The sequence below is a fragment of the Rhodococcus sp. WWJCD1 genome (assembly GCF_002258735.1).
Taxonomy (GTDB): Bacteria; Actinomycetota; Actinomycetes; order Mycobacteriales; family Mycobacteriaceae; genus Rhodococcoides.
Genome location: NZ_NOXY01000020.1, coordinates 412,488 through 429,693, shown reverse-complemented (window position 1 = coordinate 429,693; position 17,206 = coordinate 412,488). Strand labels below are relative to the sequence as shown.

The 17,206-nt window shown below is 64.4% G+C and carries 19 protein-coding genes; 8 read left to right on the top strand and 11 right to left on the bottom strand.

The features are described from left to right. Positions 1–83: 83 nt before the first annotated feature. Together CH286_RS14390 and CH286_RS14385 are read left to right on the top strand one after the other, a co-directional pair. A complete protein-coding gene (locus CH286_RS14390) occupies positions 84–1,337 on the top strand; it encodes an Hsp70 family protein (RefSeq protein ID WP_094609510.1) in 1,254 nt (417 codons plus the stop codon). 47 nt (positions 1,338–1,384) lie between these two features. Beyond that, entirely contained in the window at positions 1,385–2,254 is an 870-nt protein-coding gene (locus tag CH286_RS14385; protein ID WP_032380414.1) for a 1,4-dihydroxy-2-naphthoate polyprenyltransferase, read from the top strand. On the opposite strand, the gene CH286_RS14380 is transcribed toward CH286_RS14385, so the two are convergent. The 5 genes from CH286_RS14380 to CH286_RS14360 all read right to left on the bottom strand — a co-directional run bounded on the left by CH286_RS14380 (position 2,251) and on the right by CH286_RS14360 (position 4,399). Next, positions 2,251–2,631 (bottom strand): phage holin family protein, encoded by a 381-nt coding sequence (locus tag CH286_RS14380; protein WP_094609629.1) that lies wholly within the window; start codon positions 2,629–2,631, stop codon positions 2,251–2,253. The genes CH286_RS14385 and CH286_RS14380 overlap by 4 nt on opposite strands. 33 nt (positions 2,632–2,664) lie before the next feature. Continuing rightward, positions 2,665–3,177, bottom strand: a complete 513-nt coding sequence (locus CH286_RS14375; RefSeq protein WP_037153717.1) for a Clp protease N-terminal domain-containing protein — start codon at positions 3,175–3,177, stop codon at positions 2,665–2,667. Positions 3,178–3,183: 6 nt separating this feature from the next. After that, positions 3,184–3,399: a helix-turn-helix domain-containing protein gene (locus tag CH286_RS14370; RefSeq protein ID WP_032401893.1), complete on the bottom strand. Its 216-nt coding sequence runs from the start codon at positions 3,397–3,399 to the stop codon at positions 3,184–3,186. Between the two features lie 88 nt (positions 3,400–3,487). After that, positions 3,488–3,829 carry a nitroreductase/quinone reductase family protein gene (locus CH286_RS14365; protein ID WP_094609509.1) on the bottom strand — a complete coding sequence of 114 codons (342 nt, stop codon included), beginning with the start codon at positions 3,827–3,829 and terminating at the stop codon, positions 3,488–3,490. A 69-nt stretch (positions 3,830–3,898) separates the two neighbouring features. Further along, positions 3,899–4,399, bottom strand: coding sequence for a MarR family winged helix-turn-helix transcriptional regulator (locus CH286_RS14360; protein WP_094609628.1), 501 nt, complete (start codon positions 4,397–4,399; stop codon positions 3,899–3,901). Between the two features lie 77 nt (positions 4,400–4,476). On the opposite strand from CH286_RS14360, the gene CH286_RS14355 reads away from it, so the two are divergent. The 4 genes from CH286_RS14355 (at position 4,477) to CH286_RS14340 (ending at position 9,663) form a co-directional block, all read left to right on the top strand. Further along, entirely contained in the window at positions 4,477–5,385 is a 909-nt protein-coding gene (locus CH286_RS14355) for an NAD(P)/FAD-dependent oxidoreductase (RefSeq protein ID WP_094609627.1), read from the top strand. Between the two features lie 69 nt (positions 5,386–5,454). Beyond that, positions 5,455–6,861 (top strand): HNH endonuclease signature motif containing protein, encoded by a 1,407-nt coding sequence (locus tag CH286_RS14350; protein WP_094609508.1) that lies wholly within the window; start codon positions 5,455–5,457, stop codon positions 6,859–6,861. A 25-nt stretch (positions 6,862–6,886) separates the two neighbouring features. Then, a complete protein-coding gene (gene pepN / locus CH286_RS14345) occupies positions 6,887–9,346 on the top strand; it encodes an aminopeptidase N (RefSeq protein WP_094609507.1) in 2,460 nt (819 codons plus the stop codon). Positions 9,347–9,351: 5 nt separating this feature from the next. Then, positions 9,352–9,663: a hypothetical protein gene (locus CH286_RS14340; RefSeq protein WP_037153728.1), complete on the top strand. Its 312-nt coding sequence runs from the start codon at positions 9,352–9,354 to the stop codon at positions 9,661–9,663. Positions 9,664–9,682: 19 nt separating this feature from the next. Here the strand turns inward: CH286_RS14340 and CH286_RS14335 are convergent, their stop codons facing one another. Further along, on the bottom strand, positions 9,683–10,765 hold the full coding sequence (locus CH286_RS14335) for a PLP-dependent cysteine synthase family protein (RefSeq protein WP_032401888.1): 1,083 nt from the start codon (positions 10,763–10,765) through the stop codon (positions 9,683–9,685). Beyond that, positions 10,762–11,145, bottom strand: coding sequence for a DUF4229 domain-containing protein (locus tag CH286_RS14330; RefSeq protein WP_080734516.1), 384 nt, complete (start codon positions 11,143–11,145; stop codon positions 10,762–10,764). The genes CH286_RS14335 and CH286_RS14330 overlap by 4 nt, the downstream gene beginning before the upstream one ends. 168 nt (positions 11,146–11,313) lie before the next feature. On the opposite strand from CH286_RS14330, the gene CH286_RS14325 reads away from it, so the two are divergent. Next, entirely contained in the window at positions 11,314–11,529 is a 216-nt protein-coding gene (locus CH286_RS14325; RefSeq protein ID WP_032380406.1) for a BldC family transcriptional regulator, read from the top strand. 132 nt (positions 11,530–11,661) lie between these two features. Next, positions 11,662–11,859, top strand: a complete 198-nt coding sequence (locus CH286_RS14320) for a hypothetical protein (protein WP_094609506.1) — start codon at positions 11,662–11,664, stop codon at positions 11,857–11,859. 14 nt (positions 11,860–11,873) lie between these two features. Here the strand turns inward: CH286_RS14320 and CH286_RS14315 are convergent, their stop codons facing one another. The 4 genes from CH286_RS14315 to CH286_RS14300 all read right to left on the bottom strand — a co-directional run bounded on the left by CH286_RS14315 (position 11,874) and on the right by CH286_RS14300 (position 17,206). Continuing rightward, positions 11,874–13,136 (bottom strand): MinD/ParA family ATP-binding protein, encoded by a 1,263-nt coding sequence (locus CH286_RS14315; RefSeq protein WP_176458254.1) that lies wholly within the window; start codon positions 13,134–13,136, stop codon positions 11,874–11,876. 675 nt (positions 13,137–13,811) lie between these two features. Further along, positions 13,812–14,777 (bottom strand): c-type cytochrome biogenesis protein CcsB, encoded by a 966-nt coding sequence (ccsB, locus tag CH286_RS14310; protein ID WP_037153733.1) that lies wholly within the window; start codon positions 14,775–14,777, stop codon positions 13,812–13,814. Between the two features lie 3 nt (positions 14,778–14,780). Then, a complete protein-coding gene (gene resB / locus CH286_RS14305) occupies positions 14,781–16,400 on the bottom strand; it encodes a cytochrome c biogenesis protein ResB (RefSeq protein ID WP_032401885.1) in 1,620 nt (539 codons plus the stop codon). After that, positions 16,397–17,206 carry a cytochrome c biogenesis CcdA family protein gene (locus CH286_RS14300; protein WP_032402103.1) on the bottom strand — a complete coding sequence of 270 codons (810 nt, stop codon included), beginning with the start codon at positions 17,204–17,206 and terminating at the stop codon, positions 16,397–16,399. The genes resB and CH286_RS14300 overlap by 4 nt, the downstream gene beginning before the upstream one ends.

The following is a 17,206-nucleotide window of genomic DNA, read 5'->3' as shown; positions in this document are numbered from 1 at the left end:
GGTAGAGTGACCTCGTCGCCTGTCTCGAGGGCGCGCAATTTACACCTGATCCCCGTCATCGAATCGGAGAGGCCGGAGAAGCGATGCGTTCGTCCGTGGGTGTGTCACTGGGCACGTGCGGTATCCGCACGGCCCGGACCACCGAAGACGGCACCTGGAGCGACGGCACCCCGTTCGACGACTGGCAGCTCTCCCCCTCCGCCGAGGACGTCGCGCGCGTGGTCCGCGGCATCGTCGATCGGCCCGACGCACCGCAGTCCCTGGGCGTCGCCCACCGCACCCCCGTGGAGCGGGCACAGATTGCCGCCGCCCTGGCCGAGGAGTACGTCTCCGACGTGCACCTCATCGACGAAACCGGCGCGGCACTGGAATACCTGCGGCCCGGACTGCCGTCACACCACCGAACGATCGCACTGTTCGACGCCGGAGACACAGGCGTCGGCGTCGACATCGTGGACGTCGAATCCGGCCGCTCCTACGGTTCGACGCGCACCACCGCCATCAGCGGTAGCGCGTTCGACGCCGTCGTCCGCGAGCACATCCTCGGTCTCGGCATCGTGCGACCGCCGCAGTCTCCTGACGAAGAGAGTGCACTGACGGCCTTCTGCCGAGGAATCAAGGAAGCGCTGTCCACACACCAGACCACCAGCACACCCGACGGCGAGCACGTCCTCCTCGAGCGGCACATCTTCGAGTTGTCGATTGCGCGCTCCACCGAGCAGGCCGCCGCGACGGTACGCCAACTCGGTCTCGAAGCCGAGTTCTATCCCGATGCCGTCGTCGCCATCGGTGGAACCTCCAATGTTCCGCTGGTCCGGGCCACGCTGGAACGCTTTCTGCAGCTGCCGGTCATCGTCCCGGATCGGCCGGAGCTGGTGGTCGCCGGCGGAGCGGCTGTGCACGCCACCCACGTGGACGCGGCCCATGTGCCGCCCCTCGTCTCACACCGACCGGCACTGACACGGCTGGGAATGATCGCGCTGCCGATCGCGGGCGTCATCGCGGCCATCGGGCTGTTCACCGCTATCGGGTCCAGCGAGGGAGACCAACCGCTGAGCACCCCCGCCAGCGTGGGCGAGCGCGTTTCGCAGACCACATCGCCGGTGGCCGGCACTACGACGACCTCGACGACGGCACCCACATCCGACGTCCCGCCGCCGGCCCCGACGACGACCTCCGCGCCGCCGCCTGCTGCCGACCCGGCACCCTATGTTCAGTACCAACCGCACTACAACCCACCGGCACCTGCGCCGGCACCGACGGTGCCGCTGCCACAGATTCCCGGCGTCCAGATGCCCGTCATCCCACTACCGGTGTTGCCGCGCCTGCCGTTCTGACCGGCCGCGTTCTCGTCCGTCGAGCGGATACGGAAGGATCGTCGCTCATGGCCACCACTGCGCAATGGATCGAAGGCGCGCGACCGCGCACACTCCCGAACGCGATCGCTCCCGTCCTGGTCGGTACCGGTGCAGCCGTGTCCCTCGACGCCGGGGTGTGGTGGAAGGCGCTGCTGGCCTTGATCGTCTCGCTGGCCCTGATCGTCGGCGTCAATTTCGCCAACGACTACTCGGACGGAATCCGCGGCACCGACGACGATCGAGTCGGGCCCTTGCGCCTGGTCGGTTCCAAGGCGGCCTCCGCAGGCGCGGTCAAGAGGGCCGCCATCGGCTGTTTCGCCGTCGGAGCCGTGGCCGGATTGGCGTTGGCTGCCACCAGTGCCTGGTGGTTGGTCATCGTAGGCCTGGTCTGCATAGCCGGTGCCTGGTATTACACCGGCGGCTCGAAGCCGTACGGCTACAGCGGATTCGGCGAGATCGCGGTATTCGTGTTCTTCGGACTCGTCGCGGTTCTCGGCACGCAGTTCGTGCAGGCAGAGCAGATAGATTGGGCCGGAGTGTTGGCCGCGGTGGCCGTCGGATCGTTCTCGAGCGCCGTACTCGTCGCCAACAACCTGCGGGACATCCCCACCGATACCGAATCCGGAAAGCTCACGCTTGCAGTGCGATTGGGCGACACCCGCACTCGCTACCTGCATCTCGCATTGCTGGTGGTGCCGTTCGCGATGACGGTGGTTCTGATTGCCCGAACTCCGTGGGCCCTGGTGGGCCTGCTGGCACTCCCCTTCGCTGCTCGCGCGAACTCCCCGGTACGCAAGGGTGCGCACGGGTTCGAACTGATTCCCGCACTGCGCGATTCGGGCTTGGCGATGCTCGTCTGGGGCGCGAGCACCGGTGTTGCGTTGGCCTTCGCCTAACGCTTGTCGGGCACGAACGCGCCGAGCAGGAAGTTCACGATCGAGACGATGATCGCGCCCCAGAACGCAGCGGCGAATCCCACGATCTCGAGGCCGTAGCCGGTCTGCGACGACAACCAGCCCGTCAACAGCAGCATCAGCGCATTGATCACGAGAGTGAACAGTCCGAGAGTCAGAATCAGCAACGGCAGCGAGAGCAGCTTGACCATCGGCTTGATGAACGCGTTGACGATCGTGAGCACGGCTGCGATACCGAGCAGCACCAGGATGTCCCACCCGTCACCGCGACCCGAACTGGTGACGGTGATCCCGTCGACGAATTCCTTGGCGACCCAAATGGCAACAGCGTTGATCACGAGCCGAATCAGAAAGTTCATGGCCGCCATCGTAGGGTTCGCTGCGTCGGGCGGCTACGGCGTCCGAACGAGCAGGACCGTCGATCGCAGTTCATCGAGCGAACAATGCCGCTGCACCAGTTCGGTGAACCATGGATCGGCACCTCGAACCAAACCGAGAAGTACATGTTCGACGCCGATCTTGCGATCGTGTCGTTCGACGGCTTCCTTCAGTGACAGCTTCAATACTTCCTTGGCCGACGGCGCGAACGGTATGTGATTCAGGCCGTCCGCTTGCGCCCCGTCGACGGCGTGCGAACCCAGGGCGGCGTCGACGGTCGTCAGGACGGCGTCCAGGTCGATCCCGAGTGAGCTCAGCGCACGCGCATCCTGAGACTGCGCGTCCGCGCGTACTCCATCGACGGTGAATCCGACCTCGGCGAGCGCGTTCTTCAGCGGCTCTTCGGCGACCGCGAGCGCACCGAGGAACAGATGGGTGGGCTCGATACGTGGCGAGTGCAGTGCCCGCGCTTGCCCCTGGGCACCCAGCACGACTGCTCTGGCGGACGTGGTGAATCGCTCGAACATGATTGTCTACCTTCCTTTTCCGCCGTGCTTCTTGTGGACCGCCTGCCTACTGACGCCCAGCGAGTCCGCTATCGCCTGCCACGACCATCCCTGATTGCGGGCGGTGCGAACCTGAACGGCTTCCAGCCGCTCGAGCAACCGTCGAAGAGCCGCTACCGCACGCAGCCCCTCCCCCGGATCGGGACTGGCGGCTGCGGCTGCAAGTGCAGTGGCTTCGGTCATGCTCGTCAATGTAGGTTGACAGACCGACTTCTGTCAACCTTGATTGACAGGGGAGTCCGGCAGATCCGGCACAGAGTTCCGGCGGCGCTCAGTGATCCACGGCGATGTCGACGAACACTCGCCCGCGATCGTCGCGGGTCGCCGTCGCGAGGCCTGTGTACCGAACGCCGCCGAGGTCGACGTCGACGTGACCGCCGTCGTTCGTGAAGTTTCGCCACCAGTTCTTCTTGTCCGGCATCGCCACCCTGACTTTCAGGTGATCACCTTTCCGGGTGATAGCCAGCGGCAGTGAGATCTTCTTGCCGGACTTTCGGCCGGTGTAGGTCAGGATGCCCATCGACCGTCCGAGCACCCTGTCGAGCACGGGTGCCTTCATCACGACCATGAAAACCCTGTTGAACGCTGCCGCCGACTTCTGAAATGTGTTCATCGTGTGCTCCTCCGAGCTCGCTCCCGCACCTGCTCGCGAGCGTAGCCCTCGAGCAGGTCGACCGAGCAGTCACAGCGATGACGCACCGTCCTCCATCGACTCGGCGAGGGTAGCCAGAGCTTCGAGGACACGCGTCCGTTGCGCACCCAATGCGTCGAACAGTCGTCCGTGAGCGTCGAGTTCGCGAGGAAAGACCTCGTCGACAACGCCCTTTCCCCGATCGGTCAGGGTGATCGAAGCAGACCGTCGATCTTCGGCGCTGGGCACACGATCCACGAATCCGCGGCGTTCGAGTTTGGCGAGTGCCTTGCTCACCCCGGCGCGAGTCATTCCGAGCAACTCCGCCAACCGCACCGCGGTCACCTGCTCGACTGCATAACGAAGGGGCACCATCAACTCCACCTCGGCGACGGAGACATCGGCGGCGGCGTATATCGGCTCGACGGCCAGATCGAGCAGCGCGACGATTCGTTTGATCTGGGCCACCACCTGCATCGGCGAAGTGTCCAGTTCCGGATTGAACTCGGTCCACCGTGCGCAGGTCAGCTCGCGGAGCGAGTCATCGGTCATCGTCACCACCAATATTGTTAACCAGTTGACAGTTCTGCTACGTTCGCACTCCAGCCCATCGACTTCGAGGAGTGCTCTTGACATACGACACCGTAGTCGTAGGCGGCGGACCGGCCGGGCTCAGTGCCGCAACCCTTTTGGCGCGGGCACGCCGGCGGGTGATCGTCGTCGACGCCGGAGAGCCGCGCAACGCTCCTGCCGACCATGTTCACAACTTTCTCTCCCGCGACGGTTCCTCACCTGGGGACTTGCGTGAGGCCGGACGCCAGGAGGTTCTCCGGTACGACGGAGAGATTCTGCAGGGCAACGTAACTCGAATCGAGAACGGCTTCGAGATCCACCTCGGAGATGGGACGGTCCTGACTGCGCGATCGGTATTGGTGGCCACCGGGCTTCGCGACGAACTACCCGACATCCCCGGCGTCCGAGAGCAGTGGGGTTCGGGGGTTCTGCATTGCCCGTACTGTCACGGCTACGAGGTACGTGATCAGCCCATTGCCGTTGTCGGCGGGTCCAACCGGCCCTTCACGGTCCATCAGGCGTCTTTGATTCGACAGTGGTCGGAGGACGTCGTCTTCTTCACCAACGGCATCGAACTGAGCGACGACGAACGCCTCCGACTCGACGCTCGGTCCGTCGACATCGTCGACGCGCCCGTTGCCCGAGTCGTCGTGCGGGATGGTCGCGTCGTCGGCATCGAGCTGTCCGACGGGACCGTCGTTCCTCGAACAGTCGTGTTCGTCGGCCCGACGTTCGTTCCGAACGACATGCTGCTGACTCCGATCGGATGCTCCCGCCTCGACGACGGGTGGGTCGCTACCGACCCGACCGGACTCACCAGTGTCGACGGCCTGTGGACTGCAGGGAACGTCTCGGATTCTCCCGCCCAGCTGATCAATTCGGCAGCAGCAGGATCGAAGGCAGCGATCGCCATCAATCACTACCTCCTCGAACTCGATGTGACTCGCGCCGTCGGCGCGCTCTGAGGGCCTTCCACCAGGGCCGGGGAATGTGTCGGTGCCCTGGTTTACGCTCGTGGCAACGAGGTCGAATACGTGTTCGATCTTCGGTCGCTGGGGGGTGACATGGGGCTACGAAAAGCGGCGTGGACGACGGACGAACATTCCGCGCTCGCCGACGTTCTGGGCGCGCGTCGGAGGATCAACGCTGCCGTCGCGTCGGAACTCGCCCTCATGGACCACTATGTCCGAAATCGAACGGCATGCGCATCACCGTGGGACACCGGGGTGACCGAGAAAGATCTGTTCAGCTCGGCGATCTGCGAACTGGCGGCGGCTCTGTCATCCACCTTCGCCGCTGTGAACAACAAGCTGCAGATGTGGCGTCAACTGCGCCCTCTCGTGCGTCAGGGTTTCATCGACGGTGCGCTCGACCTGGAGCGAGTCAGGACGATCCACGATCATCTGCTTCATGCTCGGCCGGAGACGGTCGTCGCTCTCGAGCCCGAAATTCTCAAAGCCGCCCGGGAGATGGCTCCGAGCACCTTGGGCCGCGAGATCGACCGACTGCTCATCGAGGCCGACGCCGACTGGGACCGCGCGGTGCGCAAGCGTGCCGCTCGCACCGAGAAGCGAATCCGTCTTCGTCGCCGTGCACGGGGACTGTCGAGCCTGACCACCCTGATGACCGACGGCGAAGCCGACGAACAGCTTTCGCGGATCGCCGCCGAGGTCACGCGTCTGCACCCGGAGGATCCGCGTTCGGACGACCAGCGTCGAGGCGACGCCCAGACTGCATTGATGCGCAGCGAGGCACTGCTGTGTGAGTGCCCCACATGCCAGGTGTCTCGCGGGGATGCGGCGGATCCGGAGGCCCCTGATACCCACGAGACCGGTGGTCCGAGTCCGGAGAGAACCGAGCCCTCGGACACGAATTTCGACGCAACCGGTGAAACATCCAGCGACAGTTCGAGTCCCATTTCGGACACGATGCCACCGGCCGCACCACCACCACCCGCGCCAGGCACACCGGTGCCCGACACACCGCCGCCCGATACAGTGCCGCCCGACACAGTGTCGCGATCGCGGCCGGGCGGAGGAACGCTGATCGAACGGTGGCGTGGCATCGTCGGGCACGACCCCATCGGCGTCCACGCCTTGTATCCCGACGGCCACGGGGGCATGAAACTCCCGCCTCCGGGTGCACTGAGCTACACGCCCAGTCGATCTCTCGCGGCGCGAGTTCGTGCCGAACAGCCGTACTGCCTCCATCCTGGCTGCAACGTGCCTTCGGAACGATGCGACCTCGACCACATCGTCGAATTCGACCGACAACAACCCGAGAAAGGCGGCTGGACGATTCTCACGAACATCGGTCCGCGCTGCCGGCTCCACCACAACCTGAAAACGCGGAAGCTGTGGCGCACCGAACTACTCCCGGAAGGAGTCCTACATATCGTCGATCCACTCGGAAATCACTACTTCACCCCACCCGCCCTGTGAAAACGAATCACCTAGGGTTGGTTCGGTGAGCACCGCAAATCTGACCCGGACCGAAACTCGCAGGCGATCGCGACACATCGACGGGGTGAAGTATCTCGTCCATCTGGATCTCCTGCGAGCCGAGGACATGGATGTCGATACCTTCGAGACGGTCACGACCATCGAATTCGACGCCACCACCGCAGCGACATGGGTCGACTTCATCGGTGCCGCTGTCGACGAGGTCACCGTCAACGGCACCGACGCTCAGGTCGATTACGACGGCGCTCGCATCCAACTGGTCGGACTCACCGAGCACAACATCGTTCGGATACGTGCTCGCGGGCGGTACAGCAGGTCGGGAGAAGGACTGCACCGCTTCGTCGACCCGGTAGACGACAGCGTCTACCTCTACACCCAGTACGAGCCGGCCGATGCTCGCCGGGTGTTCGCAAACTTCGAGCAACCGGACCTCAAGGCCTCGTTCACGCTGACGGTCACGGCACCACCGGCGTGGACGGTCTTGTCCAACCGCGCGGGGGTCACCGACGACACAGTCACCACCTTTGCCCCGACCCTGCCCATATCGACCTACATCACCGCGGTTGCGGCCGGCCCGTATCACGGCGTCGAATCATCATGGACGCGAGGCGAACTGACCGTTCCTCTCGGCGCATATTGTCGAGCCTCACTCGCCGAGCATTTCGACGCCGAGGACATCTTCGAAACCACGAAGCGGGGCCTGGACTTCTTCCACGACAAGTTCGAGTATCCGTACCCGTTCGGTAAGTACGACCAGATCTTCGTCCCCGAGTACAACCTCGGTGCGATGGAGAACCCCGGGCTCGTCACGTTCACCGAATCGTACGTATTCCGTTCGGCGGCAACCGAAGCCCAGTACGAGGCTCGCGCCAACACGATCTTGCACGAGATGGCACACATGTGGTTCGGCGACCTCGTCACGATGCAGTGGTGGGACGATCTGTGGCTCAAGGAGTCGTTCGCGGACTACATGGGTGCGTACGCATCGGCCGAGGCCACTCGATTCACCGATGCCTGGGTCAGTTTCGCGAACCGCCGAAAAGCGTGGGCCTATCTGCAGGATCAACTCCCCACCACTCATCCGATCGTTGCCGACATCACCGATCTCGAGGCCGCCAAGCTCAACTTCGACGGCATCACCTACGCCAAGGGCGCGAGCGTGCTCAAGCAATTGGGGGCATTCGTCGGTGCCGACGCCTTCTTCGCTTCCTCCCGCAACTACTTTCGCACCCATGCCTTCGGTAACACGACTCTGACGGACCTGTTGAGCGAGATGTCCACCGCCAGCGGACGCGATCTCGACACCTGGGCGGCCGCGTGGCTGCAGACCACCGGCGTGTCCACACTGTCCTTTACAGGTGATGCCATCGAGCAGACGGATCCGCGGCCGCACCGCATCGCCGTCGGACTCTACGATCTGAACGAGGACGGGAATCTGACGAGAACCCACCGCCGGGAACTCGACATCACAGAAGCGCGAACACCGGTCGACTTCGAAGATGCCGCACTGGTCCTGCTCAACGACGACGATCTGACCTACGCCAAGATCCGATTCGACGAGCGCTCCACCGCCACCGTGCAGGCTTACCTCGACCGCATCGTCGACCCGCTCGCGCGAGGGCTCGTGTGGTCCGCGCTGTGGAACTCCACCCGGGACGCTGAGCTCTCTGCGCGCGAATACATCGATGTCGCAACCAGATTTGCGCCCAACGAGCCCAAGATCGGCCTTCTCTCCGCGGTGACGGCCAACGTGGCATTCACTCTCGGGCACTATCTCGGTGACGATCGGCGGGACGAACCCACCCGGCAATGGCTGAATGCGTCGTGGACGCAACTGCAGTCGAGCGAACCCGGGAGCGACGCACAGTTGGTGTGGGCGCGTGCGGTCGCATCGACCGCGCAGCTGGACGACCTCCTGGCGGAGGATTTGCGCTCACTGCTCGATGGCACTCGCACCATCGCGGGGCTGCGACTCGATCCTGATCTCCGCTGGGCATTCTGGCTGGCACTCGCCGCCACCGGCCACGCGACTTCCCACGACCTCGATGGCGAACTGGCCTCGGACGACACCCTGTCGGGACGCACCGCTCATACTGCGGCGTCGACGGCGATCCCCGACGCCGCCGTCAAAGCGAGGGCGTGGGCCGCCGTCACCGAACGCGAGGACATCTCCAACGATGTGCTCGACGCCTTCATCACCGGGTTCGGGGCTGGTCACCGACCGGACCTCACTGCGCCCTACGACGACCGATACTTCGAGTCAATCTCGTCGTTGTGGACCTCACGCAGTATCGAGATCGCACGGCGAATCGTCGTTCGCCTCTTTCCGCAGCAATCGTCTACCGACACCGCAGACTCGTGGCTCGCCGACCACGAGTGGGCACCGGCAGCGCTACGGCGCTTGGTGATCGAGCAGCGAGACCACCTGGCCCGGAGTCTGCGAGTCCAGGCCCGGCTAGGGTGACGAACATGGCTGACCACGATGCTCGACGCTCGATCACCACGTCCGCCCTGGCCGCCGGTGGCTTGCTCGGCGGCTTCGCTGTTGCCCGGCAATCGGGCAATCGGCAACTCGGCGGAGCAGTTCTTGCGGCAGTCGGCGTGGCGTGCACCGCGCAGTGGCAGAAATCCTCGGGCTCGGCTCGCGCCGGCGCACTGCTCGGGACCTACCTCGTCGCGTTCGGCGCTTCGCACCCGCTTGCGAAGAAGATCGGTGCGTGGCCGGCTGTCGGCACGGTAGCCGCTGCAACTGCGGTGGCGTCGTTGATTGTGAGCAGGTAGGTCGGCCAGCGGGGCCCAGTCAGAATGCCCCGGTACGAATGAACTTTTCGAGAGCGGCGGTCGGTTCTTCGAGATTCATGCCCTGGTCCGCGACCCAGGTGTCGTCGAAGTATGTCTGCGAGTACCGATCTCCACCGTCACACAGCAACGTCACCACGCTGCCGCGTCGGCCTGCGGCGATCATCTCCGAGATCAATCCGAAGGCTCCCCAGATGTTGGTGCCCGTCGATCCGCCCACCCGCTTTCCGAGTGCCTCCGAGGTGAATCTCGCGGCGGCGACCGACGCGGCATCGGGAACAGCGATCATTCTGTCGATCACCTGGCCGACGAACGACGGTTCGACGCGCGGTCGTCCGATGCCCTCGATGCGGGAGGACAAGCCGGTCTCGAATCCCGCGTCCCCGGTCTCGTAGCCACCGATGAACGCCGAATTCTCTGGGTCCACCACAGCCAGTTGCGTTGCGTGCCTGCGATATCGGATGTACCGGCCGATCGTGGCGCTGGTTCCACCGGTCCCCGCGCCCACCACCACCCAGTCGGGAATGGGGCATTCCTCCAGCCGGAGTTGATCGAAGATCGACTCCGCGATGTTGTTGTTGCCGCGCCAGTCGGTAGCTCGCTCGGCATGGGTGAACTGGTCCATGTAGTGGCAGTCGGGTTCGGCTGCGAGCCTGTGCGCCTCGGTGTACATCTCGCCCGGCCGATCGACGAAATGGCAACTCCCACCATGAGACTCGATGAGCGCAACCTTGGCCGGGCTGGTGCTGCGCGGCATCACTGCGACGAACTTCAGGCCCAGCAGTCGAGCGAAATATGCCTCACTGACGGCGGTGGAGCCCGACGATGCCTCGATCACCGTCGTACGCTCGGTGACCCACCCGTTGCAGATCGCATAGAGGAACAGCGACCGAGCCAGCCGATGCTTCAAGCTGCCGGTGATGTGCGTGGACTCGTCTTTGAGGTAGAGCGAAATCCCCCACGCTGCAGGAAGGGGGTAACGCAACAGGTGCGTGTCGGCGCTGCGCTGCGAATCGGCCTCGATCAGCCGGACGGCATTGTCGACCCAGGTCCGTGATCCCGAGTGATCGACCGATGAAGTCACTTCTTGCCGTCTTCACCGCGCAGTTTCGACTGCAGGTCCGCACGCGCGGTGCGCCGGTCCTCGTCGACTGCCGCGATGGATTCGTTGACGCGGATCCGCATCTTCTTGAACAGGAGCAGCGACAGAGGCAATGAGATGAGCACAGCGAAAATCGCGGCGACGAGAACCGGAACCTCCACGCCGAACAGTAAACCGACGCCCACGATGACGGCAGCGATCACGATGACGAGGGCCAGTCGCGCAAAGGTGTAGACGCCGAGGTTCACGGCGAGGGACTTCTTGGCCGACCTACCCGGGACGACATTTCCGCTGGTCGGTTCGCTACTGTCGGCATTCGTCGCTTCACTCACGGCCTCCAGGTTACCGGTCTCACCGGGCATTCCGACCCGCCCCCGCAGTGACCGATTTGTCCATTACCTCCCCTTTACCAACCTTGTATCAGTCGAGTACCTAGGGGTTCGAGTGCAACCATGGGTTCCGAACGCAGCAGACCGATATCTCCGGTTCGACGCAAATGCACCGAACCGCATCGTAGGAGGACACGACAGATGAGCGCACCCACATTCCAGAAGGCTCAGGACTCACTGCTCACGCCGGGTCAGGTAGCCGCGCTTTTTCACGTCGACCCCAAGACCGTGACTCGCTGGGCACACGCCGGACGCCTCGGATCGCTCCGCACTCCCGGTGGACACCGTCGGTTCCGTGAGACCGAGGTCATGCAGCTGCTGACCTCTCTGACGACCGAAGCCGGCGTACACCACTGAATCGGACGCGATACCGAAGTACCCGCAGACTCCGCACCCGCACGAACTCATCGAACATTCTCAGGAATCTTCGACGCTCGACGGGTGCGGAGGTTGTTGCATCGCGGCTACCCTCGTAGTAGGAGGTGCGTCGTGATCTATCTATTGGCGTTGATCGGCTTGGTGGCAGTGGTGGTTCTGTTCTGGAAGGCCTTCGGACCCAGCGCAGGTGCTGCGCCCACCCGCACAGTCGGACCAGATGACGATCCCGATTTTCTGTGGCGAATCAATCGTGAAGCTCGCCGCGGCGGGAAAGACGGAACCGAGGCCGGCACCGACCCGACCGAGTAGGGTTCGGCAGCTTCTCAATCGGGGCGAGAAGCGGTGGGCGAGTCGGGAAATCCGGCCGCTACCGCTGCCGCCACTTCCAGAAGCGCGGTGCGGGTCCGTCCACGAAGACGATCCAGCTCGATTTCCGCACCTTCTTCGAGATGCGGGTCGAACGGAATCGTCCGTACATGGGCGCATCGTTGCTCGAAGTGCTCGATGACCTTCTGCAAATCGACTTTTCCCGCTCTGGGCCGAACCCCGTTGACCACGGCCACCGACGTGGCCACCAATGATCGATACCCGTGAGCATCGAGCCAGTCCAACGTCGCCGACGCGCTCCGTGCACCGTCCACCGACGCCGAGCTGACGACCACCAGAGTGTCGGTGCCTTCGAGAATGCTCTCCATGGCCGAATGCATCAAACCGGTTCCACAATCGGTAATCACGATGCTGTAGAACTTCTCCAACATGTCGACCGCGCGGTCGTAATCTTCGCCGCTGAACGCCTCCGACGCTGCCGGATCCGAATCGGACGCCAACACCTCCAATCGGTTGGCATTCTGCGACGTGTAGGCACGGACGTCGCTGTAGCGATCCAGAGAATCCATGTCACGCAACAAGTTTCGAACGGTTGCAGTTGTTTCGCAAGGAACCTTCTGCCCCAGAGTTCCGCGGTCGGGGTTCGCATCGATCGCGATCACTCGATCACCTCGGATGTCGGCGAACGTCGACCCGAGCGTGGCGGTGGTGGTCGTCTTGCCGACACCGCCCTTCAGTGAGAGCACCGCGACGCGATAGCACCCCACGAGCGTCCGATCCACCTGTGCGGTCAGCTCGAGCCGACGCTGCTGGGCGGCGCTGTTACCGACATCGATGTGGCCGCCGGACATCACGTAGAGCGCCCGACGCCACCCGGAAACCGGTGGCACATTCGCCGATCGAACGAGCAACGAGTTGCCGAGATCGTGCGAGGAGACCGGCTGCACGGTCAGACGATCACCCGACAGGCTCTGACCGACCGCCGCTGCCTGGGGACCCAGACCATGCGCGTCGACTGCGCCGCGCTGCTGCGGCTGGTGCTGTGCGACGGATTGCGGATGCGGAAGGTGGGGCCACGGACCGGCCGGACCTGGCCACTGGTTCTGCGGATTCTTTTCACCCTGCGGCGCACCCTGACCCGGAGGCACCATCGGCCCATGGGGCTGCGTCCCGTTGTTCTGCGGAGCCCAGTTGTTTTGCGGTGCCCAGTTGTTCTGCGGTGCCCAAGGGTTCTGCGGCGCTCCATAATTCTGCGGCATCCACTGCTGAGGTGGCGGTGGCCCCGATGGCACCGGCGCCGTAGGCGGACTCTCGATCGGCTTCGCCTCGGGAGATGGGGCTACGGTGCTCTGCAGCGCAGAAGTCGCCTGCTCAGCGGAGGCTACGGGAGTCTTCGTAGACGTCCCGCTCGCAGTGACCCTGTCCACCTCATCGCCAAGCACCACCTCATCGCCGAGCACCGCCACCCCACCGGAATCCTTGACCGCATCAGGTCCATCGGCCGCGGGAACGGTCCCGCTCCCTGCTTCACCACCGTTGTCGGTCGACTCGGGAGCGTCATGCGCCACCACCGCAGGGTCCACCGAAACCGGCGGCGGACCAGACGTGGGCGTGGCCTCGTGTGGCGCTACCGGTAGGTTGTCCACGCTTTCGGGCGGCATGGTGATGGGGGTCGAGCGGAACGGTTCCCGTGGAACCGCAGGCTTCGCGTCGGACACCGGTGTGGTTTCGACGGCAACCGCAGGCTCCGGATCTCGGTCGTCCGGCGGGTCGTCGTCCAATGGTCGGACGGGTTGCCAATTGTTCTCGTGCCGATCGGCCATGACCGATTCCCCCCCAGTTCGCGTCCTACATCCTTCGATCCGGCTCGGATGTCTCCCCCATCGAGCCGGATCGGACGCTACCAGCTGAGCGGCCTGCGCAGCGGCCGAGTGCTAGTTCAGACCCGCGTAGCTGTGCAGGCCCGAGACCACCATGTTGATGATGAAGAGGTTGAACAGCATGGCGGTGAATCCGGCCACGTTGATCCACGCGGCGCGGGTGTTGCGCCAACCGGAGGTGGCGCGGGCGTGCAGGTAGGCGGCGTAGATGATCCAGGTGATGAACGACATCGTTTCTTTGGGATCCCAGCCCCAGAAGCGTCCCCATGCGGCCTCGGCCCAGATCGCGCCGAGGATGACGCCTGCTCCGAAGAGCGGGAAGGCGACGATGGTCGTCTTGTATGCGAGTCGGTCGAGGGCTTGGGCGTCGGGCAACTTGGAGGCGAACTTGCCCCAGAACCCGATGCTTTCCTCTCCCAGTGGCTGCTTGATTCGCAGTAGGAACAGCAGGGAAGCGACGCCGGAAACCAGCAGGATGCCGCTACCGACGCTGACGATGGTGACGTGAATGGGCAGCCAGTAGGACCGCAGTGCCGGGACGACCGGGGCGGCGTCGGCGTAGAGCTTGGTGGCGGCGAAGAACATCAGCACGATGATCGGTGCGAGAACGAACACCAGCATCGGACGCATCGTCTTCTTACGCAGGACGATGACGGAGGTCAAGGCCGCGGCTGCGGTGGCCATGGTGACGAACTCGTACATGTTGCCGAGCGGGAAGCGGTGCGTGGCGAACCCACGCAGCACCACCGCGGTGATGTGCAGGATGAGGGCCGGCGCAAGCAACGCGAAGCCCATGCCTGCCAGGCGGTCGGAGAGCGGGCGCTTCGGCGCTTCCGCGACGCGACCCGGCCGGGTCTCGACCACCGGGGCACCTGCGCCGACCAGTTCCTTGGCCTGAGCAGCCGTGGCCTTGGCCGACGCGTACTGAGCGATGAGCAGAACGAATGCGAGCACGTAGATGGTGAACGCTGATTCGAACGACCAGTCGCTGTACTGCGAGAGGGTCTCGTTGATCGGCATCGGTCAGTTCTCCTGTTTCGAGGTGTCGCCGAGCAGGCGGGTGCACAGGCGGTCGAACTCTTCGCCCCACCCCGCCTGATCGGTGCGTGCAAGTCCGCCGAGGTCTACTACAGTACGTCGTGCCTGGGCGTCGGCGGTGAGCCGGACCCAGATTCTGCGACGCTTGATCACCAGTGAGACGAGCAGCCCGCCCATCATCGTGAGTGCGAAGACGAGCACCCAGGTCTGAGCCGGGTCGTGGGAGACCTGAAGGTTGACGAACTCCTTCGCCCCATCGAACGTGACGACGGTGCCGTCGCTGAGCGTCGCGGATTCTCCCGGCATCAGGTTGACGCGGTCCTGCTTGACCAGCCGACCCTGGGCGATCATTTCCTGGTCGAGCGAGAAGATGGACTGCGGCAGTCCGGTGTCGAGGCCGGTGTCGCCCTTGTAGATGTCGATCGCGACGGCGGGGTCGTTCATCGCAGGGAAGCTCGACGACAGCAGGCTGCCGTGGAACGACGCCGTCGGCGCGAACAGTCCCTCGATGGCGATCTGGTTCTTCCGGCGGTCCAGTGCGTCGGGATACAAACCGCCGGGCGGGTCGACTCGCAGCACGCCACTGGACAGGAAGGTCGTGGCGTCCGTCGGTTGCCACTGGATGGTGTCGGTACGGGTCTCACCGTTCGGGAACGTCACGGTGAAGGTCGGTGCATAGCCGTGGCCCTGCAGGTAGACGCGGTCGCCTGCGACGCGCAACGGGTGGTTGACCTGAAGCTGATCGTCGCGCCACACGTTGTTCGTCAGGTCGTCGCCGGCCTGGTATTCGATGTTGGAGGTGAACATCTCGGCCTGGCCGTTGTCGAGGTAGTCGGCCTGAAAGTCCTTGACGCGCACACACAGTGGCTCGAGGTCTGTGCCGTCGACGAGATTGCCTGCGCGGAACGAGTCGTAGTTCGCGGGGGTCGAGGTGCAGAATCCAGGGCCATCGTCGGCGATCACGATGCGGTTGCCCTCGTAGCCGAGCAGTTTGCCCATGGCGATCGCGGCCAACAGCCCGACGAGAGAGAGGTGGAAGACGAGGTTGCCGAGTTCACGGACGTACCCCTTCTCCGCCGAGAGCGTCACTGCTCCGCCGTCCTCGGTTCGCTGAGCAACGCGCCAGCCGCGCAGCTGAGCACGCACCTGCCCGGCAATGTCCTCGGGTGTGCCGTCGACGTCGTACCGACTGTGGTGCGGCAGCCGCGAGAGGTTGCGCGGAGCGCGAACAGGCTTGGTACGCAACTGCTTTGCGTGCTCGATGCACCGCGGCAGGATGCATCCGATCAACGAGACGAACAACAGTGCGTAGATGGCGGTGAACCAGAAGCTGCCGAAGACGTCGAACAGCTCGAACTTGTCCATGATCGGGCCGAGGGTCGGCCGGTCGGCGATGTATTGATCGACCTTGCCCGCGTTGAGGCTGCGCTGCGGCACCAGGGCACCGGGCACTGCGGCGAACGCCAGCAGGAACAGCAGCACCAGCGCGGTGCGCATGCTGGTCAGACCTCGCCAGGTGTTGCGAATCAGGGCCACTCCCCTGCCCAGCACCGACTGCTTGTGGGGCGGCGACGCCTCGGTGCGCTCTTCGACGTCGGTGGTCATATCGGCAACACCACATCGGAGACGAAGGCGTCGCGTACCCAACCGACGAACTGATCCCAGGCACCGGTGACCAGTGCAATTCCTACCGCTATCAACATGATTCCGCCGAACACCTGTATCTGTCGTGCGTGTGTACGTAGCCAGCCGACGCCTCGAAGCGCGCTGACCGAACCGAACGCGAGGATCACGAACGGCAATCCCAGACCGAGGCAGTACGCCACGATGAGGGTGACGCCGCGCGCTGCCGTCGCACCGTCGGTGCCTGCGGCGAGCGAGATGACGCCTGCGAGTGTCGGCCCGAGGCACGGGGTCCACCCGAGTGCGAACACGCCTCCGAGCAGCGGAGCGCCGGCCAGTGAACCGATCTGCTTCGGCTCGAAGCGCACATCGCGCTGCAGTGCGGGGATCAGGCCGACGAATACCAGTCCCATGGCGATGGTGACGACGCCGCCGATGCGCATGAGCAGCTCACGGTTGATCGCCAGCACCGATATTGCGCCGAACACCGACGCGGTGGCGAGGACGAACACCACGGTGAACCCGAGTACGAACAGTCCCGCCGCACCGGCTACTCGAACCCGTCCGCTCCGCACCTTCGTCTTGACGGCGGCCTCGTCGGCACTCACGGCCGGCGCGTCGGCTCCGACGACTCCGGCGAGGTAAGACAGGTAACCCGGTACCAGTGGAACGACGCACGGTGATGCGAAGGAGACGAGTCCGGCCAGGACGCAGGCACCGAGAGCCAGGATCAGCGGCCCGGAGGCCGCAGCTTCCTGAAAACTCGCGCCTATCCCGGCGAGATACAT

Coding starts and splice junctions, on each gene's coding strand:
- CH286_RS14390 (WP_094609510.1), top strand. CDS start 84: ATGCGTTCGTCCGTGGGTGTGTCACTGGGCACGTGCGGTATCCGCACG.
- CH286_RS14385 (WP_032380414.1), top strand. CDS start 1,385: ATGGCCACCACTGCGCAATGGATCGAAGGCGCGCGACCGCGCACACTC.
- CH286_RS14380 (WP_094609629.1), bottom strand. CDS start 2,631: ATGAACTTTCTGATTCGGCTCGTGATCAACGCTGTTGCCATTTGGGTC.
- CH286_RS14375 (WP_037153717.1), bottom strand. CDS start 3,177: ATGTTCGAGCGATTCACCACGTCCGCCAGAGCAGTCGTGCTGGGTGCC.
- CH286_RS14370 (WP_032401893.1), bottom strand. CDS start 3,399: ATGACCGAAGCCACTGCACTTGCAGCCGCAGCCGCCAGTCCCGATCCG.
- CH286_RS14365 (WP_094609509.1), bottom strand. CDS start 3,829: ATGAACACATTTCAGAAGTCGGCGGCAGCGTTCAACAGGGTTTTCATG.
- CH286_RS14360 (WP_094609628.1), bottom strand. CDS start 4,399: ATGACCGATGACTCGCTCCGCGAGCTGACCTGCGCACGGTGGACCGAG.
- CH286_RS14340 (WP_037153728.1), top strand. CDS start 9,352: ATGGCTGACCACGATGCTCGACGCTCGATCACCACGTCCGCCCTGGCC.
- CH286_RS14330 (WP_080734516.1), bottom strand. CDS start 11,145: ATGCCCGGTGAGACCGGTAACCTGGAGGCCGTGAGTGAAGCGACGAAT.
- CH286_RS14325 (WP_032380406.1), top strand. CDS start 11,314: ATGAGCGCACCCACATTCCAGAAGGCTCAGGACTCACTGCTCACGCCG.
- CH286_RS14315 (WP_176458254.1), bottom strand. CDS start 13,136: ATGCCGCAGAATTATGGAGCGCCGCAGAACCCTTGGGCACCGCAGAAC.
- ccsB (WP_037153733.1), bottom strand. CDS start 14,777: ATGCCGATCAACGAGACCCTCTCGCAGTACAGCGACTGGTCGTTCGAA.
- resB (WP_032401885.1), bottom strand. CDS start 16,400: ATGACCACCGACGTCGAAGAGCGCACCGAGGCGTCGCCGCCCCACAAG.
- CH286_RS14300 (WP_032402103.1), bottom strand. CDS start 17,206: ATGTATCTCGCCGGGATAGGCGCGAGTTTTCAGGAAGCTGCGGCCTCC.